A 17,259-nucleotide genomic window follows, 5' to 3' on the forward strand; every position below is an offset into this window, starting at 1 on the left:
CGGTGATTAAGCGATACGCAATTGTTCAGACACGTAAGAGGGCTGGGTGATTCTTGGTCGAACAGTATAAGAGCGGCAGCCGATACCAAATAATCCAAATGATCAACCACTACAAACAAACTTCAACCCAAAAACAAAATCAAAACCAAATCGGAACAACCGCAACAACAGACTACACGTAAGAGGCAGAGCGTTGTGAGACAAGAATTACCCAGCCCTCGCGCAACAGCAAACAGAGAATACCGTTCGCGCGGCTAATCCGCGCGAACGCAGAAACACCCAGCCCTCTCGCAACGTTAAGTAGGAAACTGTGTAACTCCAGAGAAATTATCCGCGCGAGCCATTTTCGTAGTAGTGCGCAAGCGATTCATCGCGGAAGTCTTCAAAATATCCGCCGTCAATCGACGCGCGAATGTCGTCTAGAAGCTTAACAAAGAATTGCTCGTTGTGAATCGTAGCAAGCGTGTATCCGTTCATCTCTTTAGCACGCAGTAAATGGCTAACATACATGCGCGAATAATGCGTGCAAGTGTAGCAATCGCATCCAGCTTCAAGCGGTCCCTGATCGTGCTTAAATTCGGCGCGCTTTACGTTGTATCGTCCGTGGCGAGTAAAAATCGCGCCGTTTCGGCCGCATCGCGCAGGCGCCACGCAATCAAACGTATCTCCGCCGTTTTCTACGCAAGCAAAAATGTCGTCAACTGCAGCAATTCCAAGCACGTGGCGAGGGCGATTTTCTGGCATAGCATCGCAGATCCAAGCGCAAGTGTCTCCAATAATGCGCTTTTCAATTGCTCCACCAATTCCGACGCCATCAAAGTCGAGCGAAGCAATCTGCTCTGCCGCGTGCCTACGCAAATCCTCGTAATTCGCTCCCTGAACAACGCCATACAACGCCTGATACGGCTTTCCTAATCGCGCCTCGGTTAATCGCTTGTGTTCGGCAACACAACGCTTAGCCCAGCGGAAAGTGCGCTCAACGGACTCTTCTTGATATCGACGAGTATTCATCAAAGTTGTAAGCTCATCGAAAGCAAACATAATATCTGCGCCAAGCTTGTGTTGAATACCCATTGAGATTTCTGCGCTAAATCGGTGAATTGAGCCGTTTAGAGGGGACTTAAACGTTACGCCATCCTCGTCAACGAATGCCATACGCTCTTTACCTTCTGCAATAACATCGTCGGACTTCATGCCTGTAACGTCCATTGCAAGAGTTTTCTTAAAACCAGCGCCAAGCGAAAGCACTTGGAATCCGCCAGAATCCGTAAAAGTTGGGCCATCCCAGTTCATAAACTTTGCAAGACCGCCAGCTTCGTCTAAAATGTCTTCACCAGGGCGCTCATATAAGTGGAATGCGTTAGAAAGCATGCATTGGCCGCCCAAGTCTTTTATTGACTCTGGCAGCACGGCCTTCATTGCGGCTTGAGTTGCAACAGGCACAAAAGCAGGCGTATGAATATCCCCGTGAGGCGTGCGAATCACGCCTGTACGCCCGTATCTAGCTCCATCTTTTCCCTTGCCGTCCGCCGTATTTTCCAAACGCGTTTTTGTTGTAAACGAGAATTCATTGCGATCTCCAGGCTTACCAGGCTCTGCTCCGCGTGGGTGTTCAATAAGATTAGTCATACCTTTTACTCTATTAGAAGGCATGACGATATGCGCATAAGTTGTGGCATTGTACGCGGAAAAGTCGTCAGCAACCGTTCGTTAAATTTTACGTGTTTATGTATTTTCTATAAAAACCGCTAGCTAATTTTACGGTATTCATACGGTAACTATATGGTATTTATACGGCATTATATGGCTAAATATTCAGGTAATTTTAAGAGCAAAACGTTTAACTCATATTGTAAGAAAATTAAATCTTAGATTTTAACTTACGCTTTATTTGCGTGTAGAAAGATTAAAGCGCGTAAAAATCTCATATTAACTTGTATGAATGCGTGTAATCAGATTAGAGTATGTTGTGTTAAAAGATTTAAGGAGGATTAATGGCTGACGATATTTATGATTCTAAGGCCTATGATTCTAGTGAAGTGCAATCTGAGCAGTCTTCACAAGGACAGTCACAGACGGAGGAGACTAAGCAGACTAGTCAGGGTGAACCTCAGATTTATCGTCCTGCTCCGGAATATGGTGCATATGGTCCTGTTAATACTGGCGACGGAAGCGATGAGAATAATTCTGCAAACTCTACGGTTGCTGGCGACTCTTCTGCTAATGATGGTGAAGAATCGTCAAGAAACACAGTTAACGGAGATTATGCGCGTTCGGATGACAATTTGGATAATCCATTCTTGCCTTATGGTGATCCCTATAGCGGCAATATTAAAAATTCTAGATTTGGGAATCCTTATGATTTGAGTGATGATGCTGCTGATGGCGATGCTGCTGATAGCGATGCTGGCGATAATCAGGATGATGCAGTTCATGGCGAAGTACAGGTCGTAAATCAGGGTTCAAATCAGAATCCAAATCAGGGTCCAAATCAAGGTCCACATGTAGTGTACAAAAAGCGTGGCGCTAGAAAAGAGTCCAGAGAAAACTCAAATATAACAGTGGCGATTGTATCGTCAATTATTTCTGCAGTGGTATGCGTTGTTGTAATGTCATTCGCTATCACTCAAGGACTAATTTCTATTCCAGGTTCGGGAACGCTTGCAGATGTAGGCACACAATCATCTTCAAAAGGAACAGCAGTAGTAAAAGGTGGTCAATCTCCAGATTGGCGTTCGGTTGCTAAAAACGTTTCTGGCGGCGTTGTGTCTATTCAGGCGCGCAATGACAAGAATATGAGCAAAGGCTCTGGGGCAATAATCGACAAGCAAGGTCATGTTGTTACAAACAATCACGTTATTGCTGGAATGCAACAGTTGCAAGTAACGCTATCTAATGGCCAGATTTACAAGGCAAAGCTTGTTGGAACCGATAAAACTACCGATTTGGCTGTGCTTAAAGTAGACGGTTTACCAAGTAACGTAAAGCCAGTTGAGTTTGCTGATTCTGATGCTCTTGCTGTTGGAGAACCTGTGATGGCAATTGGAAATCCTCTTGGTTACGACGATACTGCTACAACAGGCATTGTTTCCGCGCTTAATCGCCCAGTTTCCGTTATGGATGATCAGAGTCGTTCGGAAATCGTAACAAATGCTGTGCAAATTGACGCTGCAATCAATCCTGGTAATTCTGGCGGACCAACTTTTGATGCTGCTGGAAAAGTAATCGGTATTAATTCTTCTATTGCCGCAACTTCTGCTAGAGGCGGCACAGCAGGGTCTATTGGAATTGGATTTGCTATTCCGTCTAATCTTGTTAAGCGCGTAGTAAACGAGATTATTAAGAATGGTTCTGTAAAACACGTTGCTCTTGGAATTATGGTTAAAAGCGTGAACGTAACGCAAAATAACATTACGCGCGGCGGCGCTCAAGTGGCGTCTGTAACTCCTGGCGCTCCTGCAGCAAAAGGCGGAATGCGTGCTGGAGATACAATCGTGGCGTTTAATGGAAAGCCTGTGACAAGCAATTATTCGCTTTTGGGATTTGTGCGCGCTACCGCTTTGGGAGATAAGGCAACAATAACAGTTGTTCGTGGTAACGGAACTGTCAATCTAACAGTCAAGTTTAACCAAGAAGAAGCTGCTGTTAATGGCGCAACTCGTCAAGACCCTCGATCCTTGAGGAAGCGCGGAAGTAAAAAGCCTGATTCTTCCGATAAGAAGAGCCAGAACAACAATGGAGGCGATTCTTCAGATGGAGATGATGATCCTTTGGATCAGCTCCCTCGAGGCGGAGACGACGATTCTGACGATGGTGGCATTTTTGACCCATTCGGTTTCTGGTAAACTGATAGTATGACTTACAAAGATTTTTGCCAACTTGCATCGGAGCGGTTTTCTGCACGCGACTTTTTGAATAAGCCGATTGAGCAAAACGTTTTAGAGTCAATATTGCACACTGCTTCTCTTGCGCCAAGCTGGAGCAACACAAGAGCTTATGCGCTTGCGATTGCGCAAGGTGGCAAAAAAGATTGCATTGTGAAAGCTTATTTAGATAAGTGCAATGCAATGCTTAAAGCCAAAGATAAGAGTTTGAGCGAATCTGAGCGCGCTCAGTTTGCTCAAGAGTCAGCGCCTAATGGCGACGTTCCTGTTGCAAAGCCGTACCCCGACGATTTAAAGCAGCGAAGCGCTAAACTCGGTCTAGCGTTATATTCGCATTTAGGAATCGAAAGGCACGATTTTGCAGCCAGGAACGCCCATACGCGCAGAAATTTCGAAGCTTTTGGAGCACCCGTTATTGGCTTTGTTTTAGCTAGACGCGATTTTATGCCATTTGCTGCAATGGATGCAGGTCTTATGCTACAAACGCTGTTTCTTGCTGCTAAAGATTTAGGCGTTGACTCTTGTCCGCTTGGAGTTTTGGCTACTTGGCGAGATCCGCTAGACGCGGAGTTTGATGTTCCAGAAAACATGGAGCTTTTAACTGGATTTGCGCTTGGGTATGCTAGCGATTCGCACACAAACGAGTTTAGAGCCGAGCATCCAAAGATTGAGCTGCTTTAGCGATTGCGAAACAATCGTTTTTGCCTATTTTATGTGTGCTTTGCGCTCGTAAATAGTGGCAGTGCTTTCCCAAACAAGAGCCTTCCAAGACGTTTTAACGTTGGAAACAGCGTGCGCATTGTAATGCGAAATGTTGTAGTTTAAAGCCAAGAAGTAGTACCACGGCTGGCTGGATTCGCTAACAAAAAATTCTGGCTCGCCCTTTGCAGCACAATCCGTCAACTCTTGTGCTTGCTGGCTTGCAGTAGGGCTTTCATTCGTTATAAAAGTCTTGTTTTTGTAAGCGCAATCTATAAGATTTTTAGAAAAATAAGGGTTTGCGCCTATTAAAAGCCACGAATATTGGTGAGTGTCGTTTTCTTCGTGAGAAATAACTTTTCCACTTTCGTCAACCTGCTCGTCGTTATGGAGCCAAGATGCTACAAAACGCTTATTTTGCAAGTGATTACTAGATATGTATTGTGCTACAGCTCTAGAAGGCGAATAGTCAAACAGAATGTCGTTTACGCAAGCAAACGCGTTCCAAATTAGGCTTGGTGCAAGAATTATTGATATTAGTAGGTTGATTTTAAAAGCTTTGTTTTTTATAAATCTGAATTTAGTAGGGGCAACTTTAACAAAAATCGCAGGAATATCCTTGTTGCTAAGCGGCTCTTTTATGTGACTAATCCAAAGCACACTAAGCAAAAACACAAAGATTAGACCTGCGTGGTGAAGCGTAAAATAGCGAACGGCTACGATTGTAAGGACAAGATAAGGGATTACAAGAACTGTAAGAAGTTTTCTGCGCTTGGCGATTCTAATTGCAAATGCCCAAATCGCAAGACTAAAAATCGTGCATATTGTGATTGGCAAAAAGTCAAAAGGCATTCTTCGCATTGAAATATCGCCATAAAAGCTTGTGAACATGCTTTCGGAAGGCATTACAAATATAAAAGCGAAGCATTTTGCGATTGTTGAATTACCATCAATCGTTGCGCGAGTGGCGAATGCGTTTTTTGCTGGCCATGCAAGAGCAAGGTTTGCAGCGCCAAAAATGGCGATTAATCCCCAAGATATAAGTCGCGCCCAATTTGATGCGATTGTTGCTTTAATCGCGTGAAGAATGGAGCTAAAATTAAGAGTTTTGCTAATATTCTTGCTAAAAACTCGCCAAATCCAAGCAATTGTAAAGCCTGCAGCAAACGCAATCCCGTACACGCTAAGCAAGCACATAAACATAAGACTAATCGCAAGTTTCCAAGCGCTAGAAGTCTTAGAATCCGCACTATTCCAATAATGTGCCGCTACTAGCAAGCTTAAGCAAAGCAAAGCGTATGGTCGCGATGTAACACCGTACTGGAAGCAAGCAAAATAAGTAAACGGAATAAGAAAAGTTGCAAGGCTGCTTGCGCTTTTAAAAGGCGACTTAAAAATAAGCCACGCACCCAGTAGGCTTGCGCAAACCAGTTGAATACCCTTAATTCCAAACTCGTATGGAACGCTATTTTTAGCTGCAATCGCAAGCAAAAGATTCCAAAAAGGAGGGTGACCCTCGTAATGGGGTCTAACGCTAATAATGTCTGCAAGCGACGAGTCGCGCGCAATCAGCCAGCTTTGAGCTTCGTCAAACCAAGGTTCGTGGAAACACATTACGATTGCAATAATCGCAATGTATAAAACAAAAGCTAATAATAAAGCCAATGTGCGCGCGTTATGTGAATCTTGTAAATTGCGTGGCTTAAAAATCCGCATGAGTGTTAATTCTTAATTCGCAATGCTAATTACTAATTTTGACTCAAGGCGGCAAGCCTACGAGCGTTAGCAACAGCATACAAGCTGATTCCAGCTGCAACGGATGCGTTAAGCGATTCAACAGCGCTAGAGATTGGGATTCCAGCAATAGCATCGCAAGCTTCACGCGTTAGGCGACTCATGCCCTTGCCTTCGCTTCCAAGAACTACGACAAGCGGATCTGTTTCAAAACCAGTTTCGCCAACAAGCTTGTCGCCGCCACCGTCAAGACCAATCGCGTACCATCCGCGTTCGCGCAAACCTTGAATCGCCTTGTTTAAATTCACAACGCGAGCAACAGGCAAGTGTGCTGCAGCTCCTGCAGAAACCTTCCAAGCGGCAGCTGTAACAGATGCGCTTCTGCGCTCAGGCAAGATTACACCATTTGCGCCAAAAGCTGCTGCGGATCGAATAACAGCACCAAGATTTTGCGGATCAGTAACGCCATCTAGTGCTATAAACAATGGGCGCGCGTTAATGCGAGCGGCTGAAGAATCCGCCGCCTCCATAGCGCGAGACTTCTTTTCTGCGCGATCAACAAGCTCTTGCAGCGAATAATATTGATAAGGCTGCACTTTTAATATAATGCCTTGATGATTGGTGCTGTGAGCAATGCGATCCATTTCCAAGCGATCCGCTTCCAAAAGCCGCAAGCCTTGCATGCCAGCAAGCTTAACGATTTCGCGCGTGCGATCGTCGTGCTCAATGCGATTTGCAACATAAAGCTGCGTGCTAGGAACGCCTACGCGCAAAGCTTCAAGAGCTGCATTTCGCCCAATTACCAACTCGTCGCTATCTGTGCCCAACTTATCTACTCTTCGTCTAGCTGCCAAACGCGGATCTGCAAATGTGCGCTTAATCGCAGCCTTTTTAGCGAAATAAGCCTTATGATACACGCGGTCCTCTGCTTTAGGAGTAGGTCCCTTGCCGCGCAATGCATTACGATGTTTTCCACCCGACCCCTTGGTCGGTCCTTTTTTCATAGCCATATTCTTATTTTCACATGCCCCCGAGGCATTGACGATGCTTTGGTGCTGCATTAGCGAGGCATTAGTATTTGGCGCTTTATGTGGCATAATAGAACGGTACTTAATTATTGTTATTGCAATAATCCACAACCGCGCAATAATCAAGATTTTGAGTCAACTTTGCGTAAAAATTTTGATTATTGACTACTCCGCGGCGCTCCCAAGGGGGGAAATATGGTTGATCAAAGCGATCAATCCAAAGATCCGTCATTGCAAGACGTGCAAAATGTTGCAAATTCGCTTAATGTAAACGTTTCTACTGGTTTAAGTAGTGATGAGGCGGCTAAAAGGCTCGCGCAATTTGGCTCGAACGTTTTAGCTAGCGCTCCTAAAACACCAGCGTGGAAGAGGTTCCTCGAACAGTTTAAAGATCCGCTTGTTTACTTGCTTATAGCGGCTACTATTATTTCCGCAATCGCATGGTTTGTTGAGCGCGCACAACATGGTGGTGAAAGTGGCGGCGAAGTTTTGCCGTTTGACTCAATAGTTATAATCGTGATTCTTATAGCAAACGCAGTTTTGGGCTATATTCAAGAGTCGCGCGCGCAAGAAGCGGTTGAGGCGTTGGCAAAAATGAGCGCTCCGCAAACGTCCGTTCTTAGAGATGGGCGAGTTATGCGCATAGATACGGCGGATGTTGTGCCTGGAGATATTTTGGTTCTTGGCGAAGGTGATGCCGTTTCTGCGGATGCAAGGCTTATTGCAGCCGCTTCTTTGCGCGTTGCGGAAGCAAGCCTTACGGGAGAATCTGTTGCTGTTAGCAAGCGCCCAGAAACTCTAGCTTCGCCAAAATCTTTGGCAGACCGCACAAACATGGTGTTTAATGGCACTGCCGTAACGCAAGGCACTGGTCGCGCAATAGTCACTTCTACTGGCATGAAAACTCAGGTTGGAAAAATCGCGGATATGCTTTCTAGCGCGCAAGAAGAAGCCACTCCTCTCGAGAAGGAGATGGTTCGCGTATCTAAGGTTCTTGGAATCGCAGTGTGTATTATTGCAGCCGTTGTGCTTGCGTCTATGTGGGCGCTTGAAGGATTCCGCACTATTGAAGATGTTATAGATTCTTTGCTTCTTTCGGTATCTCTTGCTGTTGCTGCTGTTCCAGAAGGCTTAGCGGCGATTTTGACAGTAGTTCTTGCGCTTGGCGTGCAGCGCATGGTAAAGCATCATGCTGTTGTAAAAAAGCTTTCGTCTGTAGAAACGCTTGGCTCCGCATCTGTTATTTGCTCCGACAAAACGGGTACTTTAACTCGAAACGAGATGACTGTTGAGCGTGTTATAACGCCTAGTGGCCAGGTGCAGCTTACAGGTAGCGGATATAAGCCAGAGGGACGAATGGTTTTGCTTGATTCTTTAGATGCTGATTTGGCGGTTCCTCCAGCTCTAGCAACAGAGGTGATTGGCGCGCTCGGATCTGGGTATTTAGCAAACGATGGCGATTTGCACCATAATGAATCGTCTGACGCATGGCAGCCAGTTGGCGACCCTACTGAGGTTTCTCTTATTGTTGCGGCGCGCAAAACCAAGGCGGACAAGCGTTACGCGCATCTTAGTCGTGTTGCGGAAGTGCCATTTACTTCTGAGCGCAAACGCATGTCTGTTGTTGTTAAAGACGATTCGGATTCTGGAAATCTTATTGTTTGTGCAAAAGGTGCTCCAGATGTTTTGCTTTCTTATTGCACGCGAATCGCAGTGGCTGGCGCTGTTCGTCCGCTTACAGATGGCGATCGCGAAGAGATTCTTGCAAATGTGGAAAAGCTCTCTGGCGAAGCGTATCGCACGCTTGCAATGGCGTATAGACCGCTTGGCGTAGATAGTTTAGCTAAAGTTGACGGCATGGTTTCTAACGCTGCCGGCCAAATCGCAGATGTTGCTGAACAAAGTGATGTTTTGGAGTCTGATTTGATTTGGAACGGCATGGTCGCGATTATTGATCCTCCTAGAATCGAAGTTCGAGATAGCGTTGCTCAAGCGCATCGTGCTGGAATCCGAACTGTTATGATTACTGGCGATCATCCGCTTACCGCTGCTCGAATAGCTCGCGACCTTGGCATTATTGGAAAAGATGAGCATGCGCTTACAGGCGATGAGCTTGACGAGTTGCTTTCTAGGGATGACGACAATATTGCTTTCGACGATGCGATTAGCAAAGTGAGCGTGTATGCGCGAGTAGCTCCAGAACACAAGCTTGCTATTGTTTCCTCGCTACAAAGGCAAGGCAATATTGTTGCTATGACTGGCGACGGCGTAAACGATGCTCCTGCCGTAAAGTCGGCAGATATTGGCGTTGCAATGGGCATTACGGGTACGGAAGTCACTAAAGAATCTGCCAAGATGATTTTGGCAGACGATAACTTCTCTACAATCGTTGCAGCAGTGCGCGAAGGTCGCGGAATTTTCGACAATATTCGTAAATTCTTGAGATATTTGCTTAGTTCCAATGTTGGCGAAGTGTTCACTGTTTTTGGTGGCGTAGTGTTTGCTGGCGCTTTGGGAATTACGCAGCCAAACTCTGTTGGCGTGACTTTACCTCTTCTTGCAACGCAGCTTTTGTGGATTAATTTGCTTACGGACGCTGCTCCTGCGCTCGCAATGGGTGTTGATCCGCAAACGGATGATGTTATGAATAGGCGTCCGCGAAGGCTTACGGATAGCGTTATTGATAAGCCAATGTGGGGAGACATTGTGTTTATTGGTGTGATTATGGCAGCTATAACGCTGATTGGCATGGACATGCATTTGGCTGGCGGATTGTTTACAGACCGCTCCACAACTGTTTTAACTCATGCTTCTCAAATGACTCACGCGCGCACAATGGGCTTCACTATTCTTGTGTTTGCTCAAATGCTTAATGCTCTTGCATCTCGCTCGCATTTGCAAAGCGTGTTTGTTGGCTTGTTCGCAAATCGTTGGCTTTGGGGTGCAATCGCAGTTTCCGTAGTGTTGCAGCTTGCTGTAATTTATATACCATTCCTTAATGGCCCGTTTGGCACAGTTCCGCTCGACTTTATGGAGTGGGTGGAGTGCCTTGGGCTTTCAATGGTTGTGCTTATTGCTTCGGAGTTAAGAAAGTGCGTTTTGCGATTTATTGCTAAGCGCAAAGCTGCATCTTCTGTTGCAATTTCTGCCTAATATTTTCGACCGCGGCACGCGCTACACTTGGCATATTAGTGTATTTAAGTGTTTGTTTTATGAAGTTTTATCGCAAGGAGATTTGACGTTATGCTGTTGTCTGATCGCGACATCCTCAAAGCTCATGACGAGGGTCATATTGATTTGACCCCATGGACCCCAGAAATGGTACAGCCTGCGTCGATTGATGTGCGGCTCGACCGATTCTTCCGATTGTTTAATAATCACGCTTACACCTACGTGGATCCTGCAGAAAATCAGGGGGAGTTGACTGAGCAGTTTGCGGTTGCCCCTGATGAACCTTGGATTTTGCATCCTGGCGAGTTTGCTCTTGGTTCCACTTGGGAGTATGTGAAGTTGGATTCTACGATTGCGGCGCGCTTAGAAGGTAAAAGCTCTCTTGGTCGTCTTGGAATTTTAACTCATTCTACGGCTGGCTTTATTGATCCAGGTTTTGAAGGTCATATCACCTTGGAGCTTTCAAATGTTAGTACTTTGCCGGTTAAATTGTGGCCAGGTATGAAGATTGGTCAAATGTGCTTCTTCAAGCTGAGTTCTCCTTGCGAAAATCCTTACGGATCTTCTGTTAACGGATCTCACTATCAAGGTCAGCGTGGTCCAACACCGTCTAGGTCTTATGAGAACTTCTATCGCGCAAATTTGGAAGATTAGTCTTGATTAAGATTTGATTAGTCTTGATTTTTAAGAAAAATCAGGGGAAAAGTAGTAAACTTTCAGGAACTTATCAGCTAACGTACTAGCAGCACTAAGGATTATGTGTTTTCATAATATTAGTGAAAAACTTAAAAAGTAATTCACGAAAGCTTATTCATATTTTTTCCTTTAATTTAAACCCCGACTTAAACGGTCGGGGTTAAATTTTTATGTAGCGTTTAGGCGTTTAGCGCAGTGTTCGGATTACAAGGGTTATAAATGCCAAAGCTGTGCCGTATGCTGTAGATATGACTAATCATAACGGTGTGATCTCAGATGAGTTCGACAACGGCGAGTTTGACAATAACGACAATAATGGCGATTTTGGCAGTGAGGATTCTGCTGCAAGCGCTTCAAATGGTCTACATGCTGGTCGCGAATCTAGTGTTGTTCCAGGCAGATTCGGCGAAGATTTACATGTAAACGCTGCTAAGTATTCTCGCGGAGAAGCGTCGGCTTACGCTACAAGACCTCTTCTTTTGCTTCTGCACGGGTGGGGTTCCAATGAGGATGATTTGCTTGATTTGCTGCGAGTTGTTGCCCCCTATAATGATGCGATTTCTTTGCGTGCTCCGCTTCGATTAGATCAAGGCGCTTACAGCTGGTTCCATGATGCTGTTCCTCAGGGAGATGACTTAGATCGAGATATGTATGCTGCAGCTGCTGCAATTGACGAGTGGGTTGCAGCGAACGTTCCCGAAGATCGCGCTGTTGTGCCATTTGGTTTTTCGCAGGGTGCGGCGCTTGCTGTTCATATTCTCAGGCTTAACCCTGAACGTTATCGTGCAGCCGTTGCGCTTTCTGGCTTTGTAGCTCCTAATATTGCCAAGGATATTTCTCTTAATGATGATGTTCTTGCAAATCTTAATACGCCTGTTTTCTTTGGTTATGGTTTGGATGATGCTGTTATTCCTCCTTACGAGTTTTCGGCGGCTGCAGCCTGGCTTGAGGAACATACGTGGTTGGAAGAGAAGCGTTACCGCGGACTTGACCATGCCGTTCATATGGAAGAACTTGGCGATATTCGCTCTTGGTTTGCTTTGCACAATATTTCTTCGGGGTTAATGTGACTTTGTGCGCGCGCGAATATGTTCCGCTAATGCAAGAGGCATTGCGACTTGCGCAAGTTGCTTCCGATTGTGGAGAGGTTCCAGTTGGCGCTGTTGTTGTAGATGGTTCTGGTGTGATTATTGGCCGCGGCTCTAATCTTCGTGAGCGAGACTCTGACCCTCTTTCTCACGCAGAAGTTCTTGCGATTAAGCAAGCAGCAGAGAGTAAAAAGTCTTGGAATCTTAGTGATTGCACGCTTGTTGTTACTTTAGAACCTTGTCCTATGTGCGCTGGTGCGATTTTACAAACACATATAAAGCGTGTTGTTTTTGGCGCATGGGATTCAAAACTTGGCGCATGTGGATCTGTTTGGGATATTCTGCGAGATCCTCATGTTGGCTCGCATCCGCAAGTTTTTGGTTCTGTTTGTGAATCGGAGTGTGTTCAGATTCTAAGCGATTTTTTTAAGAATTGCAGGTAGGTTTGATTTACTCAAGTCTTTTCTAGCTTTGTTTAGCCTTGTTCAATATAGTCTAGTTTTGTCTTCTTTTATTGTGTCTTATTTAATCTTATCTACTCGTATTTTTAAATTATTTTATTTTACTAATAATTATTTTAATAATATAAATTTCTTAATATTTTTATCTTGCAATTGCGCTTTTTAAATGTTATAGTTGCGGTAACGTTACCGCACAAGGTTTGCTACGGAAGCGAGAAGAGTGTGAAAACGTTATCTCATAGGTGACTTTGGTCAGCGCTGATGAAGCTACTTAGTGAGATTGAGGTTAGTAAAAACATCATATGCATAGATGCATAGTGTGATTCTCTCAAAAGAGAGGAGTATATGAAAAAACGTAATTTAGAATATAGAATACAAGAGAAAATCAGAGCATATAAATTGCAATGTAAATAATCTTAAATGCTGTACTTGTATAGTTTTGTATAGTGTTACCGATGGGAGGTGCTATGACGTATATTACGATTCGCGATGTTGCACAACATGCTGGAATATCAGTGTCAACTGTGTCTCGTGCATTAAACAACACGGGTCGTATATCGGCAAACACCAAGGCAAAAGTTGAGCGTGCGGTTGCTCAATTAGGTTATATCCCAGATTCGCGCGCGCAAGCAATGCGATCGTTACGCACAAAAACAGTAGGACTGCTTGTGCCAGACATTCGTAACGCATATTTTGCCGAACTCGCTTACACTGTTCAAGACTCATTGTTTGAGGCAGGCTATTGTGCATTTATAGGAACATCATCTGAAAGTGCATCTCGTCAAGATTCATTTATAACCAGTATTCTTTCGCAACGTATTGATGGGGCGATTATAGTTCCTCAAGGTGAAGTTACTGAAGCTATGAGAAAGCTGATTGAGCAGCGACTCCCTATGTTGTTTATGGATCGCCACGTAGAACCGCAAGCTGGCGGCTTAGAACACGTACCAGTAGTTGATTCAGACCCAACAAAGGGCATTCGTGATGCGCTGTTAGATGTTCTGCAACATGGTTTTCACTCAGTTGGCTATATTTCTGGCCCAATTATTGCTTCGCCCTCGTTGCAAGAACGTGAGCAAGCATTTAGAACCGTGGCTTCAGAGATATTTGGCGAAGAGCATGTATTCGTAGAATCAACAGGATTTGACCAGTCGTCGTGTGCAAGCGTAATGCATCGCATGATTAATGTTGGAGTGAAAGCTCTTATTATTGGCTATTCGCCAGATGCGTTGCGAGTAATGCAAGTGATGGCTCAAGAAGGATTAGTAATAGGCAAAGATATATCATTGATTTCTTTCGATGATGTAGAAGTGTTTCGCCTAGCAACTCCACGTATTTCTGTGATTTCACAGCAAGTTCAACGTATTGGCCACATAAGTGCTGCACTGTTTTTAGATATGCTTGAGAATAATGGTGACGTTAAATCGCAGCGTGTAGAAACTGTGTATATCCCTCGCGAATCGCTAGGGCGAGCATAGATTCGTAAAAAGCTGCAAAATATCGTCATTCTTTAATGGTTTATCTATCAGTATTTCAACTGATTATTGCACTGTAACTTTGTTGTACGTGTATTAATTGTTTGAGTGAACATTGTTCGTACTCTGTACTTTGCACATTGTACTTAATGTTTTATTCGCAATTCGCAAGTCAATATAAACGTAACTAAACAAACAATAACTTGACGTAATCAATGGTAATTTCGCGAGCGCATTGATGCTATAGCGAAGGAAGAGGCTAAACATGACGGAGCTGTCATTAGTAGGAGTATCGAAAATATTCGGTAATTCTACTGTAGTTGACAATGTGTCAGTAAAAGTAAAGCCAGGTGAAGTTCATGTTCTACTTGGTGAAAATGGTGCTGGCAAGTCAACTGTTATTAAAATGATGAGTGGCATTTATCAGCCAGATAAAGGTCATATTGAGATTAACGGTAAAACGGTGCGTATTCCTAATGTAGATGCTGCGCGCAAATTAGGTATTGCTGTAATACACCAAGAGTTAAATTTAGTGCCTGAACTTTCCATTATGGAAAATCTGTTTCTTGGCATGCTACCGACCAAAGCTGGTTTTGTTGATCGCGCAACTATGCGATCTAAAGCAAAAGAGGCATTGCAAGTTATTGGCTTAGAAGAAGATGTAGATAAGCCAATGGGAGAGCTTGGAGTGGCTCGTCAGCAAATGGTAGAAATTGCTAAAGCGCTTATGCAACATGCATCTATTCTTATTCTTGACGAACCAACGGCAGCACTTACAAAGCGTGAGTGTGAACAATTATTCAGCATTATTGCAGATCTGAAATCTAAAAATGTTGGAATGGTATTTATTTCTCACCATTTGGACGAGATTGCGCGAGTTGGAGATGTAGTAACCGTACTTCGAGATGGAAAATACGTTGACACTGTTAGTGCAGATGTTCCAGAAAAAGAACTTGTAAGGTTAATGGTTGGACGCGATATAACTAATCAGTTCCCGCATGGGAATAGGCATCAAGGCAAGGAACTGCTAAAAGTAGAAGGATTAACGCGAAAAGGTGCTATTGAGGATGTGTCTTTTAGCGTTCATGCTGGAGAAGTCGTTGGACTTGCAGGCTTGGTTGGTGCTGGTAGGACTGAGGTTCTTCGTGCAATATTTGGAGCGGATACTTACGATTCGGGATCTGTTTCAGTAGACGGAAAAGCGATTCCTAAAGCAAATATTGCTGGCAGCATTGCTGCAGGTCTTGGATTAGTGCCAGAAGATCGTCGCGTGCAAGGTCTTATTTTGGAGGCATCTGTTGCAGATAATCTTGGAATCTCTACGTTAATTCCTACATCTCATGCTGGTTTTGCAGATTTAAAAGGTCAGCGTGCGCATGAAGAAGAAACTGCAGAGAAATTGCGTATTCGCATGGCAAATATTGATCAGCTTGCTGGTTCGCTTTCTGGTGGAAATCAGCAGAAAATCGTATTTGGCAAGTGGTCTATGGCAAACGTAAAAGTGCTGCTTTTGGATGAGCCTACTCGTGGCGTTGATGTTGGCGCTCGCGTTGAAATCTATGAGCTTATTAACAATATCGTTGAAAACGGTGGAGCAGTACTTATGGCTTCATCAGATTTACCTGAAGTTCTAGGAATGTCTGATCGTATTCTCGTAATGTCAAACGGCAAGATCAGTGGAGAACTTGCTGCTAGCGAGGCTACGCAGGAAAAGGTTATGGAACTTGCTGTAACGCATCTTAGTGAATCAGATAAATAGGAATAAATAGCAATAAATAACGATAAACAACAATAAACAACATGGCGTGAAGTCATATTGAAAAATTAAAAATTGAAAGATTACTTGTAAAACGTAAAAATTGCGTTCTGCAGTTTGAAAAGCGCAAATAGGTGCTGTGAACTGTTGGAAACTCGTTAAAGGAGTATTTGTTATGAGTGCTACAAAGAGCGAAAAATCTCACCGTTTAGGGTATGGTGCAGACGACAAAGGATTTTTGCCAACGTTAAAAAAGTTTGCATCTCGTAATGGTGCACTTATTGGTTTGATTATTTTGTGTGCAGCGCTTTCTTGCGCTACGCCTGCATTTTTAACAAGTGTAAATATTCTCAACGTTGGCATTCAAGCTGCTACGGTAGCAATTTTGGCATTTGGTCAAACTTTCGTAATCGTTTCCGCTGGAATTGATTTGTCGGTTGGTGCAGTTGCTGCGATTTCTAGCATGCTTGTTGCTTACACTGGCGCTTCTATGGGCTTACCTCCAATATTGACTATTATTATTGGTGTAGCTACAGGTGCAGTTTTTGGCTTAATTTCTGGCGTTGCTAATGCTTTTCTTAAGCTGCCGTCGTTTATTGCCACGTTGGCAATGATGTCTGTGGCTCGTGGACTTACGCTGGTTGTTTCGGATGGTCGTCCTATTTCCACTTCGGGCATGGTGAATTTCTTCGGAGCAACAATATGCGGAATCCCTATGCCAATAGTGATGATGATTATTATGGGCGTTATTTCCGCAATAATCTTGAACTTCACTACTACAGGTCGTTCAATGTATGCTGTTGGCGGAAATATGGAAGCATCTCGTCTTTCTGGCATAAACATTCATAAAACTCAAATTATGGTGTTTATTCTTTCTGGCGTTTTTGCTGCTGTAGCTGGTTTAGTGATTGCAGGGCGTTTGCATTCTGCTCAGCCTCAAGCAGCTACCGGTTACGAGATGGATGCTATAGCGTCTGTGGTTATTGGTGGCGCATCGCTTTCTGGAGGCAAAGGTAAGATTTCAGGCACATTCGTAGGCGCAATACTTTTGGCTGTTATTCGTAATGGCTTGAACATTTTGAACGTTTCTTCCTTCTGGCAGCAAGTTGTTATTGGCTTGGTGATTGCGTTTGCTGTAAGCCTCGATACTTTGCGACGCAAGGAAGATACTCACTGAAATAAGGCATACTAAGCAATTAATAGACATATTAATAATCCGTAGAAACTTGATCTCCTTGCTTAGAAGGGGGGTGTTTATAAAGGTATT

The 17,259-nt window shown here is 44.2% G+C and carries 12 protein-coding genes; 9 read left to right on the top strand and 3 right to left on the bottom strand.

Translation table 11 applies throughout. From position 1 onward, the window contains the following. Positions 1-327: 327 nt before the first annotated feature. A complete protein-coding gene (gene tgt, locus GAVG_RS00300) occupies positions 328-1,653 on the bottom strand; it encodes a tRNA guanosine(34) transglycosylase Tgt (protein ID WP_009994511.1) in 1,326 nt (441 codons plus the stop codon). 341 nt (positions 1,654-1,994) lie between these two features. On the opposite strand from tgt, the gene GAVG_RS00305 reads away from it, so the two are divergent. Together GAVG_RS00305 and GAVG_RS00310 are read left to right on the top strand one after the other, a co-directional pair. Beyond that, on the top strand, positions 1,995-3,845 hold the full coding sequence (locus GAVG_RS00305) for a S1C family serine protease (protein WP_009994510.1): 1,851 nt from the start codon (positions 1,995-1,997) through the stop codon (positions 3,843-3,845). A gap of 9 nt (positions 3,846-3,854) precedes the next feature. Continuing rightward, positions 3,855-4,565, top strand: a complete 711-nt coding sequence (locus GAVG_RS00310) for a nitroreductase family protein (protein ID WP_009994509.1) — start codon at positions 3,855-3,857, stop codon at positions 4,563-4,565. A gap of 24 nt (positions 4,566-4,589) precedes the next feature. On the opposite strand, the gene GAVG_RS00315 is transcribed toward GAVG_RS00310, so the two are convergent. Further along, positions 4,590-6,299: a hypothetical protein gene (locus GAVG_RS00315; RefSeq protein ID WP_009994508.1), complete on the bottom strand. Its 1,710-nt coding sequence runs from the start codon at positions 6,297-6,299 to the stop codon at positions 4,590-4,592. A 32-nt stretch (positions 6,300-6,331) separates the two neighbouring features. Next, positions 6,332-7,327 carry a 23S rRNA (guanosine(2251)-2'-O)-methyltransferase RlmB gene (rlmB, locus tag GAVG_RS00320; protein WP_009994507.1) on the bottom strand — a complete coding sequence of 332 codons (996 nt, stop codon included), beginning with the start codon at positions 7,325-7,327 and terminating at the stop codon, positions 6,332-6,334. A 213-nt stretch (positions 7,328-7,540) separates the two neighbouring features. On the opposite strand from rlmB, the gene GAVG_RS00325 reads away from it, so the two are divergent. The 7 genes from GAVG_RS00325 to GAVG_RS00355 all read left to right on the top strand — a co-directional run bounded on the left by GAVG_RS00325 (position 7,541) and on the right by GAVG_RS00355 (position 17,169). After that, entirely contained in the window at positions 7,541-10,498 is a 2,958-nt protein-coding gene (locus GAVG_RS00325) for a cation-translocating P-type ATPase (RefSeq protein WP_004116556.1), read from the top strand. 90 nt (positions 10,499-10,588) lie between these two features. Next, entirely contained in the window at positions 10,589-11,170 is a 582-nt protein-coding gene (gene dcd / locus GAVG_RS00330) for a dCTP deaminase (RefSeq protein WP_004113895.1), read from the top strand. 290 nt (positions 11,171-11,460) lie between these two features. After that, complete coding sequence (locus GAVG_RS00335; RefSeq protein WP_013399390.1) at positions 11,461-12,282, top strand: phospholipase/carboxylesterase; 822 nt, start codon at positions 11,461-11,463, stop codon at positions 12,280-12,282. Positions 12,283-12,311: 29 nt separating this feature from the next. After that, positions 12,312-12,743 (top strand): nucleoside deaminase, encoded by a 432-nt coding sequence (locus GAVG_RS00340; RefSeq protein WP_042711297.1) that lies wholly within the window; start codon positions 12,312-12,314, stop codon positions 12,741-12,743. Between the two features lie 485 nt (positions 12,744-13,228). Further along, a complete protein-coding gene (locus GAVG_RS00345; RefSeq protein WP_004113891.1) occupies positions 13,229-14,239 on the top strand; it encodes a LacI family DNA-binding transcriptional regulator in 1,011 nt (336 codons plus the stop codon). A 262-nt stretch (positions 14,240-14,501) separates the two neighbouring features. Then, the gene (locus GAVG_RS00350; RefSeq protein WP_004137724.1) at positions 14,502-15,995 is read left to right on the top strand and encodes a sugar ABC transporter ATP-binding protein; all 1,494 of its coding nucleotides are present in this window, start codon (positions 14,502-14,504) and stop codon (positions 15,993-15,995) included. 172 nt (positions 15,996-16,167) lie between these two features. Continuing rightward, positions 16,168-17,169 (top strand): ABC transporter permease, encoded by a 1,002-nt coding sequence (locus GAVG_RS00355; RefSeq protein WP_004113889.1) that lies wholly within the window; start codon positions 16,168-16,170, stop codon positions 17,167-17,169. Positions 17,170-17,259: the final 90 nt, after the last annotated feature.

Origin of the sequence: Gardnerella vaginalis ATCC 14018 = JCM 11026, from assembly GCF_001042655.1 — a bacterium.
Taxonomy (GTDB): Bacteria; Actinomycetota; Actinomycetes; order Actinomycetales; family Bifidobacteriaceae; genus Bifidobacterium; species Bifidobacterium vaginale.